Genomic DNA, 15,660 nt, shown 5'->3' on the forward strand with positions numbered 1-15,660 from the left:
GCCTGGCACGGGGATCGGGTGTCGACGGTCCTGTACCGAATGTGTACCGGCTTGGCTCAATGTCGCTGCCAGCGGTTAGCCTGACGCGACGCATTCATATTTCGGGATGGGGGACGGTCGTAACGCATGGCCAGGGAATTCCAACGCGGCCACAAGGCCAAGATCAGTGATCTGACGCCGGGAACGGATCTGTACGTAGGTGTGCAGATCGCGGCTCCTGGACTGACCTTCGACATCAGCTGCTTCGGTCTCGATGCCAACGAGCAGCTCTCGGACGACCGGTACTTCATCTTCTTCAATCAGCCGAAGTCACCGGAAGAGTCCGTTCAGCTGCTCGGAGCGCAAGCCGGTGACACCGAGTCGTTCCGCGTCACCCTCGACCGCATCCCCGCGAACATCCACAAGCTCTCCTTCACCGCCACGATCGACGGCGCGGGGCAGATGTCGCAGATCGGTCCTGGGTACATCCGCATCGTCGCGGGCGGCGAAGAGGTCGTCCGGTACGCCTTCACCGGCTCGGAGTTCACCACCGAGCGCGCGGTGATGCTCGGCGACTTCTACCTCAAGGACGTGTGGCGCTTCGCCGCCGTCGGCCAGGGATTCGACGGCGGCCTCGACGCGCTGTTGAAGAACTTCGGCGGAGAGGTGGCGGAGGAGGAGTCCGCTCCGCAACAACAGCAGGGCGCCGCCCCCTCGTTCGCGCCGCCCCCGCAGGCTGCAGCTGCCGCGCCCGGCTTCGGCGCGCCTCAGGCACCGCAGGCGCCGCAGCCCGCACCGGGCTTCGGTGCCCCCGCTCCGGCCGCGGCGCACCAGGCGCCTGCCGCGAATCCGCAGATGCACGCCGCGCCCACCATGGCCGCCCCGATGGCGCCGCCGGCCGGCACCGTGCCGCCGCCGGCACCGTCGCCGTACGGCCAGCAGCCGCAGCAGCCGCAGTTCGGGCAGGTTCCCGGGCAGGTACCGCCGCCCGGAATGCCGTCGCCCTACGGACAGCAGGCGCCCACGCCTTACGGCCAGCAGCCCGGAATGACGCAGCCCGGAACGCCGCAGGGCATCCCCCAAGGCGCGCCGCAGACGGGCGCAGGCCTCCAGGCAGCCCTGCAGCCGTACAAGGAAGCGCCCACCGGCCAGCGCTGGACGCCGCAGAACCAGCAGCTGATGCGGGTCGACCTCACCATGGGCGGCACGCCCGTGCTCGCCCGCCAGGGCAGCATGGTCATGTACCAGGGCAAGGTCGACTTCAGCTACAAGGGCGCCGGTTTCGCCGGCCGGATCGTCGGCAATGCGACGGGCCAGGAAATGCAGCTGATGCGCTGCACCGGACGAGGCCAGATCTTCCTCGCCGAGAACGGCGCGCATCTGCACTCCATCGAGCTGCAGGGCGACGGGATCTGCGTCTCCGCGGAGAACGTCCTCGCCTTCGACGAGTCGCTGCAGCACGAGGTCCGCCGTATCGAGGGCCACGGCATCCCCGGCGGCGCTCTGTTCACGATGATGTTCCAGGGCACCGGCACTGTGGTCGTCAAGACCCAGGGTGTGCCCGTCGTCCTGCCCGTCACGCCCACGACCTTCGCCGACTGCAATGCCGTCGTCGCCTGGTCGGCGGCTTCGCAGGTCATCCTCTCCAGCCAGGTCCGGCTGCGCCGCAATGCCTACCCCGGACACAGCGGAGAGACCGTGAACCTCCAGTTCCGGGGAGCACCCGGCAACTTCATCGTCGTCCAGCCGTACGAGGTCTGAGGGAGCCCGAAGAATGAACCAGCAACTCGCGGGCTTCGCCCCGACCCCGATCGCGGCCCGGATGGAGAACCACGGCCGCACGATGCTCAAGGTCGCCATGGCCAGTGGCCAGGACCTCTACGCACGCACCGGCTCGATGGTCGCGTACGAAGGCTTCGTCCAGTACGAGCCGAACCCGCCCGCCGTCCGCCAGATCGCCGCCCAGTGGGTGACCGGTGAGGGCGCGCCCCTCATGAAGTGCGCCGGCGACGGCCTGCTCTACCTCGCCGACTACGGCGCGGATGTCGTGGTCATCAACCTCAACAACGACTCCCTCTCGGTCAACGGCACCAATGTGCTCGCCTTCGACGCCCACCTCCAGTGGGGCGTCGAAAAGGTGAAGGGCCTCGCCAAGTTCGCCGGCCAGGGCATGTGGAACGTCGAGATCGCGGGCACCGGCTGGGTCGCGCTGACCTCGCGCGGCACCCCGATCGTCGTCGACTGCGGGCGCGGTGACGACGAGACGTATGTCGACCCGGATGCGCTTGTCGCCTGGTCCCCGAATCTCAAGGTGAAGGGCAAGCGCAGCTTCAAGGCCTCCTCCCTCGTCGGGCGGGGCAGCGGCGAGGCGTACCAGATGGCCTTCTCCGGCCAGGGAATCGTCGTCGTCCAGCCGAGCGAGGACAGCACCGACCGCCTTCGGGTCCGGGGCTGAGGGGGAGCGAGAACACACCATGCAGAGTCCGCTTTTCAGCTACACCGAGCAGCAGTCCCAGGACCGGTACGTCGTGCAGAATCCGCAACTGCTGCGGGTCGCACTCTCCGGCCACGACGACGTCCTCGCCCGCAAGGGCGCGATGGTCGCCTACCAGGGGCTCGTCGACTTCGACGGCGAGTACCAGACCAGCACCCAGCGCCGGGCCCGCGCCAACACGGGCGAGGGCCTGGACCTGATGCGCTGCTCCGGCCAGGGCACCGTCTACTTCGCCAACCTCGCGCAGTACGTCCACGTCGTCGACGTGGACCAGGAGGGCATGACCGTCGACAGCGCCTATGTGCTGGCGCTGGACTCCTCGCTGCACACCGAGGTCATCGCGGTGGACAGCCAGTACGGCATCTCCGGATCCGGCAAGTACCAGCTCAACATCTCCGGCCGGGGCAAGGTCGCGCTGATGACCTCGGGCCAGCCGCTGATGATGCAGGTCACGCCGGACAAGTACGTCAACGTGGACGCCGACGCCATCGTGGCCTGGTCCTCCGCGCTGCGGGTGCAGATGCAGGCGCAGACGCACTCCTCGAACGTGCGCCGCCGCCGCGGCAACACCGGAGAGGGCTGGGAGCTGAGCTTCCTCGGCCAGGGTTTCGCCCTGGTCCAGCCCAGTGAGGTCATGCCGCCGCAGAACGCGGACCTCGGGCAGGGCGTGCGCGCACAGTTCGGAGCCGGCCAGCACGGCTCCCACGCGCAGAACCAGAACAACGCCTGGAACTAGGGCCGGACAGGCCTGATGGGCATGCGTAAGGGGCGGTCGCCATCCCCTGCCTTCGGCGGGGACACGCCAGGCCGACCGCCCCTTACGCGCACCTGCCAGGACCTAGAGGGTCGCCCGCGTACGCTCCAGCAGCCGTACGACGGAGGCGTCGGCCACGCCCGCGACCTCGTCGTACGGGAACCAGCGCAGATCCAGTGATTCGTCGCTGATCGCCTCGACCGCCCCTGCCGGGGCCAGCGCCGCGTACTGCACGTCCAGATGCCAGTGGCACGGTGCCGGAATCGCGTGCCGGTCCAGGGTGACCGGGCCACCGGGCAGCAGCGTCAGCCCGGGGATCCCGGACTCCTCCGTGGCCTCGCGCAGCGCAGCCGCGGCGAGCGTCGTGTCGCCCGGTTCGCAGTGGCCGCCCATCTGCAGCCACATGCCCAGCTTCTTGTGCAGCGTCAACAGCGCACGACCGCGTTCCGCGTCGACAACCAGCGCGCTGGCCGTCAGATGCCCGGCCGCGCAGGACTTCCACATGCCGTCCGGGTGTGCCGCCAGGTGGTCCAGATACGTCTGCCGCAGCTCTTCCTGCTCCCCGCGGGCGTCATAGCCCTTGAGCACGAGGACCGCGTCGTCGTGGAGGCTCACTTGTCGGTGTCGTCCTCGGCCGTCCCGGAATCCTTGTCCGTCCCGGAGCCCTTGTCCGTCCCGGCGTTCTCGGGCGTCTCCTTGTCGAGCCTCGGACCCTTGCCGCCGGCAGCTTCGCCGAGCATCTTGTCCAGCTCGGAGAAGTCCAGCTGCTCGCGGTGCACAAAGCCGTCCGGGTCGTCCAGGTCGGTCGCCGTCGGCAGCATGTCGGGGTGCTCCCACAAGGCGTCACGGCCGTCCACGCCGCGCGCGTCCGTGAGCGAGGCCCACAGTCGCGAGGCGTCCCGCAGCCTGCGCGGACGAAGCTGCAGACCGATCAGTGTCGCGAACGTCTGCTCCGCCGGCCCACCGGACGCCCTGCGCCTGCGCAGCGTCTCCCGCAGCGCGCTCGCCGACGTCAGCCGGGACGAGGCGGCCTCGTGGACCACCGCGTCCACCCAGCCCTCGACGAGCGCGAGCGCCGTTTCCAGACGCGCCAGCGCCGCCTTCTGCTCCGGGGTGTCCTCCGGCTGGAACATGCCCTGCTGCAGCGCCTCCTGCAACTGCTCGGGATGCGACGGATCGAACTGGCCGACCACGTCCTCCAGCTTCGTCGTGTCGACCTTGATCCCACGGGCGTAGCCCTCGACCGCACCGAACAGATGCGAGCGCAGCCACGGAACATGCGCGAAGAGCCGCTGGTGGGCGGCCTCCCGCAGAGCGAGGTACAGCCGCACCTCCTCCTTCGGCACGCCCAGGTCCTTGCCCAGCGCCTCCACGTTCAGCGGGAGCAGGGCGGCCTTTCCGGCCGGCCCCAGCGGCAGGCCGATGTCCGTCGAGCCCACGACCTCACCGGCCAGGACGCCGACGGCCTGGCCGATCTGCTGGCCGAACATCGCTCCGCCCATGGAGCGCATCATCCCGATCAGCGGGCCGGCCATGGCCTGCATCTCGTCGGGCAGCACATCGCCCATCGCAAGGCCGACGCGCTCGGCGACCGGGTCGACAAGCTGCTGCCATGCGGGGAGGGTCGCCTCGACCCACTCCGCACGGCTCCAGGCGACGGCTGTGCTCGCACCGGAGGGCAGCGAGGTCGCACCGTCGAGCCACAGGTCCGCCAGCCGCACGGCTTCCTCGACCGCCGTGCGGTCCACCGGGGAGACGCTCGCGTCCTTGGTGCCGTCCGGGGTGCCCTGGGAGACGGTCTGGCGTGCGATCTGCTTGGCCATGTCCCAGTTCACCGGGCCTCCCTCGTAGCTCAGCATCTGGCCGAGCTGCTGGAACGCCGCGCCGAGGTCGTTGGGATTAAGGGAGCCGAACATGGCGGCGAAGGGATTGTCACCGCCCTCGCCGAATCCGAACCCGAAGGGATTGGCCGGGGACCCACCGGAGCCCTGGCCACCTCCGGCGGGATTCTTCTTCTTGCCCTCGTCGCCGTTCTCCGGCTCCTCCGGCGGAAGGCCGAATCCGAATGGGGTGTCACTCACGGGTTTCCTCGGCTCGTAGGGCCGTCGGCTTTCCGCCGGCGGCGACTGCCCGACAACACCACCCAGCCTAAGCGGCCGGGGGGCCGTGCGGCTTCGACATCCGGGCCGCTTGTGGGCTCGGTGCTCCGCTTGCCCCCGGGCTGCGGCAGGATGGACGCCAGTTGGTGCGTATGCGTCATTCGCTTGCGTATTGAAGACAACCGCTGGAGACGCCTGGTGAGTTCCCCAGATCCGCAGGTTCGCGCAGCGCGAAACCACTCAACCCCGGCGGCGGGCCGTGGCCCCGTCGTGGCGGTCACCGGTGCCGCGACGGGCATCGGCGACCTGCTCACCAGGCGCCTTGCCGCGTCCGAGGAGATCAAACAGGTCATTGCCATCGACGAGCGCCGCGGCGAGGTGTCCGAGGCGCAGTGGCACATTCTCGATGTGCGGGACCCGGCCATCGCGGAGAAACTGCGCGGCGCCGATGTCGTCGTGCATCTCGCGCTCGATCTCGATCTGGAGTCCGACCCTGCCGCCCGCACCGCCTACAACGTGCGCGGCACCCAGACGGTGCTGACCGCGGCCGCTGCTGTGGGGGTCCACCGGGTCGTCCTGTGCACGTCCGCCATGGTCTACGGCGCACTCCCCGACAACGACATCCCTCTCTCCGAGGACGCCGAGCTGCGCGCCACGGCCGAGGCGACGGGCGTCGGCGACCTGCTGGAGATCGAACGGCTCGCCCGGCGCGCGCCGCGCGCGCACCCCGGGCTCAACGTCACGGTGGTCAGGCCCGCCGTCCTGGTCGGCGGCACCGACACTGCCCTGACGCGTTACTTCGAGTCGCCCAGGCTCCTCGTGGTCGCCGGCTCCAGGCCCACCTGGCAGTTCTGCCACGTCGACGACCTGGTCAGCGCCCTGGAGTACGCGGCACTGGAGAAGGTCGAGGGGGAGATGGCCGTCGGCTGTGACGGCTGGCTGGAGCAGGAGGAGGTTGAGGAGCTCAGCGGCATCCGCCGCATGGAGCTGCCCTCGGCGGTCGCGCTCGGCGCGGCGGCCCGCCTGCACCGGATCGGCCTCACGCCGTCGCCGGCCGGGGATCTCGCGTACACGATGCATCCCTGGGTGGTGAGCGTGAGCCGTCTGCACGACGCCGGCTGGCGCCCCCACTGGACCAACGAGGAGGTGCTGGCCGCGCTCCTGGAGGAGGTCGAGGGACGGCACACCGTCGCGGGCCGCAGGCTGGGGCGCAAGGACGCGACCGCCGCGGGTGCGGCCGGCGCCACGGTCGCGCTGCTGGGCACGGCGGCGCTGGTCCGGCGCGCCCGCAAGGCACGCCGGCGGATCTGACCGGTAGGCCGCCGAGGCCGTCGGGCCGTCCGGTCGTCTGTAGGAGGCTCCAAGGGGGGACACGGGCGAACCGTCGGAAGGGCTATTCCGCCTTGTCAGTGCCGTACGGCACGATGGCTGCATGGCACGCACGTACGACCACCCGGGCGAGCAGGCGGCGCAGGACCCCATCCGGCTGCTCGCGATCCGTGACACCCCGCTCTCCCTCGACGAGGTCTTCAGGGCCGTAGGCGACGATGCCGCGGGGGGCACAGCCCTGTTCGTGGGGACCGTGCGCAACCACGACAGCGGCACAGATGTCGCCAGGCTGGGTTACTCCTGCCACCCCTCGGCCGAGTCGGAGATGCGCCGCATCGCCGAGAAGGTGGTCGCGGAGTACCCCGTTCGGGCGCTGGCCGCGGTCCACCGTGTGGGTGACCTGGAGGTCGGGGATCTGGCGGTCGTCGTCGCCGTTTCGTGTCCGCACAGGGGCGAGGCGTTCGACGCGTGCCGGAAGCTGATCGACGACCTCAAGCACGAGGTCCCGATCTGGAAGCACCAGACCTTCTCGGACGGTACAGAAGAGTGGGTCGGCGCGTAGCGCTGTCGTCCGGGGGTGGTGGTCGGGCGACGGGTGGGCGGGTCGGCGCGTGGCGCTGTCGTTCCGGGCGGGCGGAAGTGTGCTGATGAGGTGTCAGCAGGGTCCGTTCGTGTCGATCTTGGACGATGAAACCCGGTCGGGGCCTATCCGCCCCGATTTGCGTAACCGACCCCCTGCCGTGAGCGTTGAACACGCAGATGGCTAATCTGCTGATCATTCGGTTGCGTTCGCTCATGGGGTAGGGAGGTCGCGATGGCAGTCCTGGCTTGGTTGCTGATTCCGCTTGTCGCTGCTGTCGGTGCTGCGATATGGGCGAGCTGGGCCTCGCGAAACCGCACGAGCGGGGACGTCGCCGAGCTTGCCGGCTATGCACGCTTCCGCGACGCCATGGAAAAGGCGGATTCCGCCGGGGACGCCGTTCGGCAGTGACGCCGGGCGTACGCGATCGCGGAACAGCCTCGTACGGACCGGCCCCGAAAGAGGTCGCACAGGCTCATCCCGTACTGTCGTTCCATGCCACGCCGCACTGCGACGATGCTCGCCTCCACCCTCGTCTTCATCGCGCTGCTCTGCGCAGGCGTGGTGTTCTTCAGGGTTCCGTACGCCGAGATGTCTCCCGGGCCCACCGTGAACACCCTGGGTTCCGCGGACGGCGAGCCGGTGCTGCAGATCACCGGGCGCAAGACCTTCCCCACGACCGGCAACCTCAACATGACCACCGTCAGGGTGACCGGCGCGGACTACCAGATGAATCTCCTCGAGGCGATGTACGGGTGGATCGCCCACGACAACGTGGTGGTCCCGCACGACACGCTCTATCCCGACGGGAAGACGGAAGAGCAGTCGACGCAGGAGAACGCCGAGGAGTTCAGCCAGTCCCAGGAGAGCGCCAAGGTCGCGGCGTTGCGTGAGCTGGAGATCCCCGTGAAGTCGCGGGTGGTCGTCTCCAGCGTCGTCAAGGGCTCACCGGCCGAGGGCAGGCTGCACGCAGGCGACGTCATCCGTGCCGTGGACGGCACCGAGATCAAGGAACCCGGCGATGTCGCCAAGCTCGTCGTGAAGCACAAGCCCGGCCAGGACGTCGTCTTCACCGTCGTCCCCACCAAGGAGGCTGCCGCGGCGGAGAAGGCGGGCAGGGAGCCACGCGGCACCGAGAAGGTCACGATCACCACGGTGAAGGCGGAGGACGACAAACGTGCGATCGTCGGGATCCAGGCCGGCATCGACCACACCTTCCCGTTCACGATCGACATTCACCTCGCCGACGTCGGCGGGCCGAGCGCCGGGCTGATGTTCTCGCTGGGCATCGTCGACAAGCTCACCGCCGAGAATCTGACCGGCGGGAAGTTCGTGGCCGGCACCGGAACGATCGACGAGAAGGGCAAGGTCGGCCCGATCGGCGGTATCGAGATGAAGCTCGTGGGCGCGCGCGACGCAGGCGCCGAGTACTTCCTCACGCCCGCCGACAACTGCGCGTCGGCCGCCTCCGACATCCCGGACGGGCTCACGCTGGTCAAGGTGGACACCATCGACGACGCCCGGAAGTCGCTCGACAAGATCCGCTCGGGCGACGCGACCGGGCTGCCGAGCTGCTCGGCAGGCTGAGGCAGCGAGCAGCGAGCAGCGAGCAGCGAGCAGCGAGCAGGGAACAGGGAGACGGCGCGAGGGCGCCGTCGTCGCACAGATGATCTGCGCGACGACGGCGCCCTCGCGCCCGTAGTGGGGTCCCGCCGGGTCAGTCCTCGAAGGTCGCGGCCAGGGCCTCGGCCAGGCCCGGCACAAGACCGGCACCCGTGAGCACTTCCTTCGCGGAGTCCTTCTCGCGCAGCCGCAGCGCCGACTCGCGGGCTCCGTCACGCAGAACCGCGACCGTCATGCGGACCTCCTGGCGGTCCGGGTGGGCGGCCACCCACTTGGTGAGCGCCGCGTCGTCAAGACCGTTCGGCACGGCGGTCTCCGCCGACGGCGGAAGCATCAGGCGCTCCACGGTCAGCGCGCAGCCGACGACGGCGTCGGGCCAGGCGATCGTGCCGAGGAACTCGTCCAGCGGGGTGCCGGCCGGGATCTCGTCCTGCTCGATCGGGGTGAGGGGGGCTCCCGCGGCGGCTTCGTCGAGGCCGAGCTGTGCGGCGAGGCCGGGCTCCTGGGCGCGGAGCTGGGCCGTGTCGACGAGTGCGAAGAGCCGCGCCGGCTGGTCCCAGCCGAGCCCGGCCGCATACTCGTCGATCTCGAGCACGGCCCGAGTGAGCGGGCCGGCCGCCGGAGGGGGCTGATTGTCGGGGGTGGAGGAAGAAACGTTGGACATGGCCAATATCCTGCCTCCTTCCTGCCCCGTGACGGGAACTAGGTAAAGCCTCAGTAAGTTGCATGAGTGGGCTCTACGATCGCGGGGCCCGTTTCACACGACCGCGAACTTCGAGGTGCGCACGTTGGCTTTCCAGATGCCGGACCGCGGCGGAGGCCCGACCGGGCCACGGATGAGAGTGGGCCGCCCGTCCCGGCGTGTCCGCACCCTGCTCATGACATTGGGCGTCCTGGCCGTCCTGGCCATGGTCTTTGTCATGTTCGCCGGGTTCTGGACCGACTGGCTCTGGTACCGCTCCGTCAACTACTCCTCCGTCTTCACCACCACGCTGTGGACCAAGATCGGACTGTTCGCCGTCTTCGGCCTGCTCATGGCCCTGGCGGTCGCGCTGAACATCTGGTTGGCGCACCGGCTGCGGCCGCCGCTCAGCGCGATGTCGCTGGAGCAGCAGAGCCTCGACCGGTACCGCATGAGTATCGCCCCGTACAAGAAGTGGGTGCTGCTCGCGGTCACCGCGCTCGTGGGGCTGATCGCCGGAGCATCGGCCACCAGCCAGTGGCGGACCTGGCTGATGTGGGTCAACGGCGTGCCCTTCGGCCAGAAGGACCCGCAGTTCAAGATGGACGTCGCGTTCTACGCGTTCGACCTGCCCTGGTACCGCTTCCTGCTGGGCTTCGGCTTCGCGGCCGTCGTGCTGTCGCTGATCGCCGCCGCTCTGACCCACTACCTGTACGGCGGGCTGCGGATCACCAGCCCCGGCGCGCGGGCGACGGGAGCCGCGACGGGCCATCTGTCGGTGCTGCTCGGAATCTTCGTGGCGCTCAAGGCGGTGGCGTACTGGCTCGACCGCTACGGGCTCGCGGTGAAGTCCAGCGACTTCAAGGCGACGAGCAACTGGACCGGTCTGCGGTACGTCGACGCCAACGCATATCTGCCCGCGAAGACGATCCTGTTCTGCATCGCGGTCATCTGTGCCCTGCTCTTCTTCGCGACCCTGTGGCGCCGCACCTGGCAGCTGCCGGTCATCGGCTTCGGGCTGATGGTGCTGTCGGCGATTCTGATCGGCGGGCTGTACCCGGCGATCGTCCAGAAGTTCCAGGTCCAGCCGAACGAGCAGGCCAAGGAAGCCGAGTACATCCGGAAGAACATCGAGGCGACCCGCAAGGCCTACGGGATCGACAGTGTGAAGCCGTCGGACTACACGGGCCGGGGCCAGGTCAAGAACGCCGAGAAGCAGCGCGACGACGCCGACTCGGCCGCCAGCTACCGCATCAACGATCCCAACATCGTGTCCCCCACGTTCCAGCAGCTGGAGCAGGAGCGGAAGTACTACCAGTTCCCGTCCACCCTGGACATCGACCGGTACAAGGGCCAGGACACGATCATCGGTCTGCGTGAGCTCAACCTCCAGGGCGTCGACAAGCGCAACTGGATCAACGACCACTTCACCTACACCCATGGCTACGGCGCCGTCGCGGCCAAGGGCACGAACACCGCCGCGGGCACGTCGGGCGCCCCGGAGTTCACCGAGTCCGGCCTGCCGTCCAAGGGCGCTCTCGGCGAATACGAGCAGCGGATCTACTACGGCGAGAAGACCACGCAGTACTCCATCGTCGGCGGGCCCCAGAAGGAGCTCGACTACGAGCAGGACGGCGGCGGCCAGATCACCACGAGCTACCGGGGCAAGGGCGGCATCGACCTGTCCAGCCCGCTCAACCGCGCCGCGTACTCCGTCGCCTTCAGCGAGCCCCAGATCCTGTACTCGGGAGCCATCGGCGAGGGCTCGCAGATCCTCTACAACCGCACGCCCAAGGAGCGCGTCGAGGCGGTCGCGCCGTGGCTGACCATCGACGGCGACGCCTATCCGGCCGTCGTGGGCAAGCGGATCCAGTGGGTCGTCGACGCGTACACCACCACCAACGGCTATCCCTACGCATCGCGTACGACGCTCGGGGACACCACGGCCGACTCGCTGACCGACCGCCAGCGTGCGGTTGTCGCCCAGCAGAACCAGGTCAACTACATCCGGAACTCGGTGAAGGCCACCGTCGACGCCTACGACGGCACGGTCAAGCTCTACGAGTGGGACGAGAACGACCCGGTCCTGAAGACGTGGAAGAAGGCCTTCCCCGGCACGGTCAAGGCGAAGGCGGACATTCCGGCTGAGCTGAAGGCCCATCTGCGGTATCCGCAGGACATGTTCAAGGTCCAGCGCGAGCTGCTGACGCTCTACCACGTCACCGAGCCGGCGCCGTTCTACAACGCGAGTGACGCCTGGCAGGTGCCGAACGACCCGACCAAGTCGGACAGCAACGCGGTTCCGCCGTACTACCTGTCCATGAAGCTGCCGGGTGAGAAGGCGCAGCAGTTCTCGCTGACGACGACGTTCACCCCCAGCGGGCGGCCGAATCTGCGGGCGTTCATGGCGGTCGACGCCGACGCCAACAGCAGTGACTACGGCAAGATCAGACTCATGCGGGTCACGGACGACAAGGTCGACGGACCGGAGCAGGTGCAGAGCCGACTCAACAGACATGATCCGATCGCCAACTTCGTCCGCGACCTCAAGGGCGCCGACTCGACGATCAAGTACGGCAATCTGCTGACGGTCCCGCTGGACAGCGGCTTCCTGTACGTCGAGCCGATCTACGCCCAGGGCCGTGGATCGGAGTACCCGCTGCTGAGCAAGGTGGCCGTGGTGTACGGCGAAAAGATCGGTTTCGCCAACGACTTGGGCGGCGCGCTGTCCCAGGTGTTCGGCGAGGGCGCCACGACTCCACCGCCTGCCGATCCCGACGAGCCGCCCACCGAGCCCACGGAGCCGCCCAAGACGGGTGACGCCGCGCTCCAGGACGCCATCGCCGACGCGCAGAAGGCGTACGCGGACGGCGAGGAGGCGATGAAGAAGGGCGACTGGACGGCCTACGGCAAGGCTCAGGAGGCGCTGCAGGACGCTCTGCAGCGGGCCGCCGACGCCGAGGCCAGGCTGAAGGAGCCGGAAAACGGCAGCTGACAGGGCCCACCCCGCGTCGTGGTACGGTTGGGACACAACGACGCGGGGTGGAGCAGCTCGGTAGCTCGCTGGGCTCATAACCCAGAGGTCGCAGGTTCAAATCCTGTCCCCGCTACTGGAAAGAAGAGGGCCCGGATCCTTTGAGGATCCGGGTCCTTCTTCGTGTTGCCCCGACACCTTCGGGGGGTTGTTGTGCGAACCGCGTGCCGCAGGGGGCGAGTTGGGGCCCGACGTGTTTGACTTATCTCTCTGTGGGCATGTCGACAAAACGCTGAAGTGACCTCACTGGCTGCGGTATACCAGGTGTACGCGGGTTGCAGGTGGTGCGACGATGGAATTTATGGGGGACAGGGCAACTCTGTTGGAGACAGGGCGGTTTGTGCAGCCGCACGCCGGAGACGTGGCGGACGCGATCCACGCGGTGGACGCCGTCGGCCGGCTGAGTAGCGCCGACAGCACTGACGGTGCCGACAACGTCGTCATCGCCGGTCCCTTCGGTGCGACGGACAACGCCGCCGGTGCCGATACCGAGGAGACCGCCGGCGCCGAGGCGCGCCACCGCAGCGCCGCGGACCGCGGTGACACCGCGTCGATGAGCGTGCTCGGTGCACTGCTGCTGCGCCGTGGGGACCTGGACGGTGCCGAGTCCTATCTGCGCGGCGCCACCGCCGACGGCGACCGCGCCGCCGCCAACAACCTGGGCGTCCTGCTGCACCAGCGCGGGTACGCCGACGAGGCGGCGGGCTGGTGGCGCATCGCCGCTGTGGCTGGTTCGGCCGCCGCGGCGCACGCGCTCGGCCGCCACTTCCGCGAGCGCGGCGACGAGCCGGCCGCGGAGTACTGGCTGCGACAGTCCGCCGAACAGGGCCATGCCCTCGGGGCGTACGCCCTCGCCGACCTCCTGGAGCACCGCAGCGAGACGGGCGCGGAGCGTTGGCTGCGCGCTGCCGCCGAACAGGGGCACCGTGAGGCGGCGTACCGACTGGCCCGCGCCCTGGAGCGTCGGGTGGCGGAGGAGGCCGGCAGGGCCGGGACCGCCGAAGGCCGGGTCCGCTCCGGCGACGCCGCCGGCCCGGTGCAGGCCGCGGACGGCGCGGACGGCGCGGCCGGCGAGCTGCTGGAAGAGGCGGCCCAGTGGTACCGGCAGGCCGCCGCTCGGGGGCATCGGCGTGCCGCGCTGCATCTTGGGGCGATCCTCGAGAAGCGCGGCGAGCTCAAGGAGGCCGGGCGCTGGTACCTCACGGCCGCCAAGGAAGGCGAGGCGCGGGCCGCCTGTGCTCTGGGCTTCCTGCTCCGTGACGCGGGCGACGAGGAGAGCGCCGCCGTGTGGTGGCTGCGCGCTGCGCAGGACGGTGACGGCAACGCGGCCAACGCCCTCGGTGCGCTGCACGCCGCCCGTGGCGAGCAGCAGACCGCCGAGCGGTGGTACCGCGCTGCCATGGACGCGGGCGACGTCAACGGCGCCTACAACCTGGGGCTGCTCTGCGCGTCCCAGGACCGCACGCCGCAGGCCGAGCAGTGGTACCGCCGTGCCGCATACGCGGGCCACCGGGAGGCCGCCAACGCCCTTGCCGTCCTGCTGCTGCAGGCCGGCGATGCCACCGGTGCCGAGCCCTGGTTCTCGAAGGCGGCCGAGGCAGGCAGCGTCGACGCGGCCTTCAACCTGGGCATCCTCCATGTCGGCCGTGACGACGACCGCACGGCCCTGGCCTGGTACGAGCGGGCAGCTGCCGCAGGCCACACGGAGGCCGCCCTGCAGGTCGGCATCGCCCGGCTCAGGGACGGGGACGAGCAGACAGCCGAGCAGCATCTGCGATGCGCGGCGGGCGGCGGCAGCGCCGAGGCCGCCTTCCGGCTGGCCACCCTGCTGGACTCGCGCGAGCCGCCGCCGGGGCCCCCGGCGCTCGGTGAGCCGATGGCGGACAAGAGCGAGTGCGAGGAGTGGTACGAGCGGGCCGCCCAGGAGGGGCACCGGCGCGCCCAGGTGCGCGTCGGCATGCTCGCCGCCGCACGCGGGGACATGGCGGACGCGGCCCGCTGGTACCGCGAGGCGGCGGAGGCCGGCAGCCGCAGCGGCGCGTTCAACCTCGGGCTGCTGCTCGCCCGTGAGGGCAGCGAGCGGGAGGCCGCCCTGTGGTGGACCCGTGCGGCCCGCGCCGGACACGGCAGGGCCGCGCTGCGCCTCGCGCTGCTCGCCGCCCGCAGGGGGGAGCTCGCGGAGGGGCAGCGCTGGTGCGCCAGGGCGGTCGAACTGGGACCGGACGAGGTGGCGGAGCGGGCGGCGAAACTGCGCGAGGCATTGATCCAGGAGCTGACCGCATAGGGATTTGCGCTGGTCGGCGGGGTACCGTAAGGTTGTGTTCACCGACGCGGGGTGGAGCAGCTCGGTAGCTCGCTGGGCTCATAACCCAGAGGTCGCAGGTTCAAATCCTGTCCCCGCTACTGAAACCGAAGGCCCGGATCCTCAAGGATCCGGGCCTTCGGTCATTTTCCGGCCACCCTCGCGGCTCGCCCCCGACAAACCCTCCGGCTCTCGTGGCTCGCCCCCGGCAGTCCCTCTGGCGGCGGGAACGCCGGCACCTGACGAAGTAGGGCCCCGACGATCACGTCGCGGCCCTACTCGGTGGTTTCGTCCTACGCGGCGGCGCAGTTCGGGCAGGTGCCGCGGTACGTCACCTCGACGTCGGAGACCGTGAAGCCGAAGCGTTCCGAGTCCGGCAGGTCTGCAAGGGGGTTGCCGGACGGATGCACGTCACGGATCGCGCCGCACCGTGCGCACACCAGGTGCTGGTGCGGGCGGTGGGCATTGGGGTCGTACCGCTTGGCGCGGCGGTCGGTCGACACCTCGAGCACCTCGCCGAGGCTCACCAGCTCGCCCAACGTGTTGTAGACGGTGGCCCGAGAGATCTCGGGCAGCCTCTCCACGGCGCGCGCATGCACCTCGTCGGCCGTCAGGTGGACATGCTCGCCGTCGAGGACCTCGGCCACGACGCGCCGCTGCGCAGTCATGCGCCAGCCGCGTCCGCGGAGTCGTTCCAACAGGTCACTCATAGGGCCAGCCTAACAGTGAAGGAACCCAGGTCGCGAACGGGTGTGATTTTGGATGCTCACTTGACTTGGACAAT

At 69.6% G+C, this 15,660-nt stretch carries 13 protein-coding genes and 2 tRNA genes; 11 read left to right on the plus strand and 4 right to left on the minus strand.

Annotated elements, in window-relative coordinates; all coding sequences use genetic code 11:
- The first annotated feature begins 126 nt into the window (after window positions 1–126).
- From AC067Z_RS22350 to AC067Z_RS22360, 3 genes are read left to right on the plus strand one after another with little or no spacing between them, the layout of a single operon-like run.
- Window positions 127–1,740 (plus strand): TerD family protein, encoded by a 1,614-nt coding sequence (locus AC067Z_RS22350; RefSeq protein WP_478791331.1) that lies wholly within the window; start codon window positions 127–129, stop codon window positions 1,738–1,740.
- A 13-nt stretch (window positions 1,741–1,753) separates the two neighbouring features.
- Entirely contained in the window at window positions 1,754–2,434 is a 681-nt protein-coding gene (locus tag AC067Z_RS22355; protein ID WP_478791332.1) for an AIM24 family protein, read from the plus strand.
- A 19-nt stretch (window positions 2,435–2,453) separates the two neighbouring features.
- A complete protein-coding gene (locus tag AC067Z_RS22360; RefSeq protein WP_478791333.1) occupies window positions 2,454–3,209 on the plus strand; it encodes an AIM24 family protein in 756 nt (251 codons plus the stop codon).
- Between the two features lie 102 nt (window positions 3,210–3,311).
- Here the strand turns inward: AC067Z_RS22360 and AC067Z_RS22365 are convergent, their stop codons facing one another.
- The gene (locus AC067Z_RS22365; protein WP_478791334.1) at window positions 3,312–3,842 is read right to left on the minus strand and encodes an NUDIX hydrolase; all 531 of its coding nucleotides are present in this window, start codon (window positions 3,840–3,842) and stop codon (window positions 3,312–3,314) included.
- On the minus strand, window positions 3,839–5,308 hold the full coding sequence (locus tag AC067Z_RS22370) for a zinc-dependent metalloprotease (protein ID WP_478791335.1): 1,470 nt from the start codon (window positions 5,306–5,308) through the stop codon (window positions 3,839–3,841). Before AC067Z_RS22370 ends, AC067Z_RS22365 begins: the two co-directional genes overlap by 4 nt.
- A gap of 216 nt (window positions 5,309–5,524) precedes the next feature.
- On the opposite strand from AC067Z_RS22370, the gene AC067Z_RS22375 reads away from it, so the two are divergent.
- The 4 genes from AC067Z_RS22375 to AC067Z_RS22390 all read left to right on the plus strand — a co-directional run bounded on the left by AC067Z_RS22375 (window position 5,525) and on the right by AC067Z_RS22390 (window position 8,822).
- Window positions 5,525–6,637 (plus strand): SDR family oxidoreductase, encoded by a 1,113-nt coding sequence (locus AC067Z_RS22375; RefSeq protein WP_478791336.1) that lies wholly within the window; start codon window positions 5,525–5,527, stop codon window positions 6,635–6,637.
- Window positions 6,638–6,758: 121 nt separating this feature from the next.
- Window positions 6,759–7,217, plus strand: a complete 459-nt coding sequence (locus tag AC067Z_RS22380; RefSeq protein WP_478791337.1) for a molybdenum cofactor biosynthesis protein MoaE — start codon at window positions 6,759–6,761, stop codon at window positions 7,215–7,217.
- 252 nt (window positions 7,218–7,469) lie between these two features.
- Window positions 7,470–7,646 carry a hypothetical protein gene (locus AC067Z_RS22385; RefSeq protein WP_478791338.1) on the plus strand — a complete coding sequence of 59 codons (177 nt, stop codon included), beginning with the start codon at window positions 7,470–7,472 and terminating at the stop codon, window positions 7,644–7,646.
- A gap of 84 nt (window positions 7,647–7,730) precedes the next feature.
- A complete protein-coding gene (locus AC067Z_RS22390; RefSeq protein ID WP_478791339.1) occupies window positions 7,731–8,822 on the plus strand; it encodes a YlbL family protein in 1,092 nt (363 codons plus the stop codon).
- A 130-nt stretch (window positions 8,823–8,952) separates the two neighbouring features.
- Here AC067Z_RS22390 and AC067Z_RS22395 read toward each other — a convergent pair whose 3' ends face one another.
- Window positions 8,953–9,522 carry a PPA1309 family protein gene (locus AC067Z_RS22395; RefSeq protein WP_478791340.1) on the minus strand — a complete coding sequence of 190 codons (570 nt, stop codon included), beginning with the start codon at window positions 9,520–9,522 and terminating at the stop codon, window positions 8,953–8,955.
- Window positions 9,523–9,658: 136 nt separating this feature from the next.
- Here AC067Z_RS22395 and AC067Z_RS22400 point away from each other — a divergent pair, with 136 nt between their 5' ends.
- The 4 genes from AC067Z_RS22400 to AC067Z_RS22415 all read left to right on the plus strand — a co-directional run bounded on the left by AC067Z_RS22400 (window position 9,659) and on the right by AC067Z_RS22415 (window position 14,977).
- Window positions 9,659–12,535: a UPF0182 family membrane protein gene (locus tag AC067Z_RS22400; protein WP_478791458.1), complete on the plus strand. Its 2,877-nt coding sequence runs from the start codon at window positions 9,659–9,661 to the stop codon at window positions 12,533–12,535.
- Between the two features lie 41 nt (window positions 12,536–12,576).
- Window positions 12,577–12,650, plus strand: a tRNA-Met gene (locus tag AC067Z_RS22405).
- Window positions 12,651–12,866: 216 nt separating this feature from the next.
- A complete protein-coding gene (locus AC067Z_RS22410; RefSeq protein ID WP_478791341.1) occupies window positions 12,867–14,858 on the plus strand; it encodes a tetratricopeptide repeat protein in 1,992 nt (663 codons plus the stop codon).
- Between the two features lie 45 nt (window positions 14,859–14,903).
- Window positions 14,904–14,977 (plus strand) — tRNA-Met (locus AC067Z_RS22415).
- A 192-nt stretch (window positions 14,978–15,169) separates the two neighbouring features.
- On the opposite strand, the gene AC067Z_RS22420 is transcribed toward AC067Z_RS22415, so the two are convergent.
- The gene (locus tag AC067Z_RS22420) at window positions 15,170–15,586 is read right to left on the minus strand and encodes a Fur family transcriptional regulator (protein ID WP_478791342.1); all 417 of its coding nucleotides are present in this window, start codon (window positions 15,584–15,586) and stop codon (window positions 15,170–15,172) included.
- Between the last annotated feature and the right edge of the window lie 74 nt (window positions 15,587–15,660).

The sequence above is a fragment of the Streptomyces sp. NPDC043812 genome (genome assembly GCF_056436245.1).

What these genes read in the sequence shown, in the direction of transcription:
- AC067Z_RS22380 (WP_478791337.1), top strand. Translation starts at nt 6,759, where the DNA reads ATGGCACGCACGTACGACCACCCGGGCGAGCAGGCGGCGCAGGACCCC.
- AC067Z_RS22360 (WP_478791333.1), top strand. Translation starts at nt 2,454, where the DNA reads ATGCAGAGTCCGCTTTTCAGCTACACCGAGCAGCAGTCCCAGGACCGG.
- AC067Z_RS22355 (WP_478791332.1), top strand. Translation starts at nt 1,754, where the DNA reads ATGAACCAGCAACTCGCGGGCTTCGCCCCGACCCCGATCGCGGCCCGG.
- AC067Z_RS22395 (WP_478791340.1), bottom strand. Translation starts at nt 9,522, where the DNA reads ATGTCCAACGTTTCTTCCTCCACCCCCGACAATCAGCCCCCTCCGGCG.
- AC067Z_RS22420 (WP_478791342.1), bottom strand. Translation starts at nt 15,586, where the DNA reads ATGAGTGACCTGTTGGAACGACTCCGCGGACGCGGCTGGCGCATGACT.
- AC067Z_RS22390 (WP_478791339.1), top strand. Translation starts at nt 7,731, where the DNA reads ATGCCACGCCGCACTGCGACGATGCTCGCCTCCACCCTCGTCTTCATC.
- AC067Z_RS22350 (WP_478791331.1), top strand. Translation starts at nt 127, where the DNA reads ATGGCCAGGGAATTCCAACGCGGCCACAAGGCCAAGATCAGTGATCTG.
- AC067Z_RS22410 (WP_478791341.1), top strand. Translation starts at nt 12,867, where the DNA reads ATGGAATTTATGGGGGACAGGGCAACTCTGTTGGAGACAGGGCGGTTT.
- AC067Z_RS22385 (WP_478791338.1), top strand. Translation starts at nt 7,470, where the DNA reads ATGGCAGTCCTGGCTTGGTTGCTGATTCCGCTTGTCGCTGCTGTCGGT.
- AC067Z_RS22400 (WP_478791458.1), top strand. Translation starts at nt 9,659, where the DNA reads ATGCCGGACCGCGGCGGAGGCCCGACCGGGCCACGGATGAGAGTGGGC.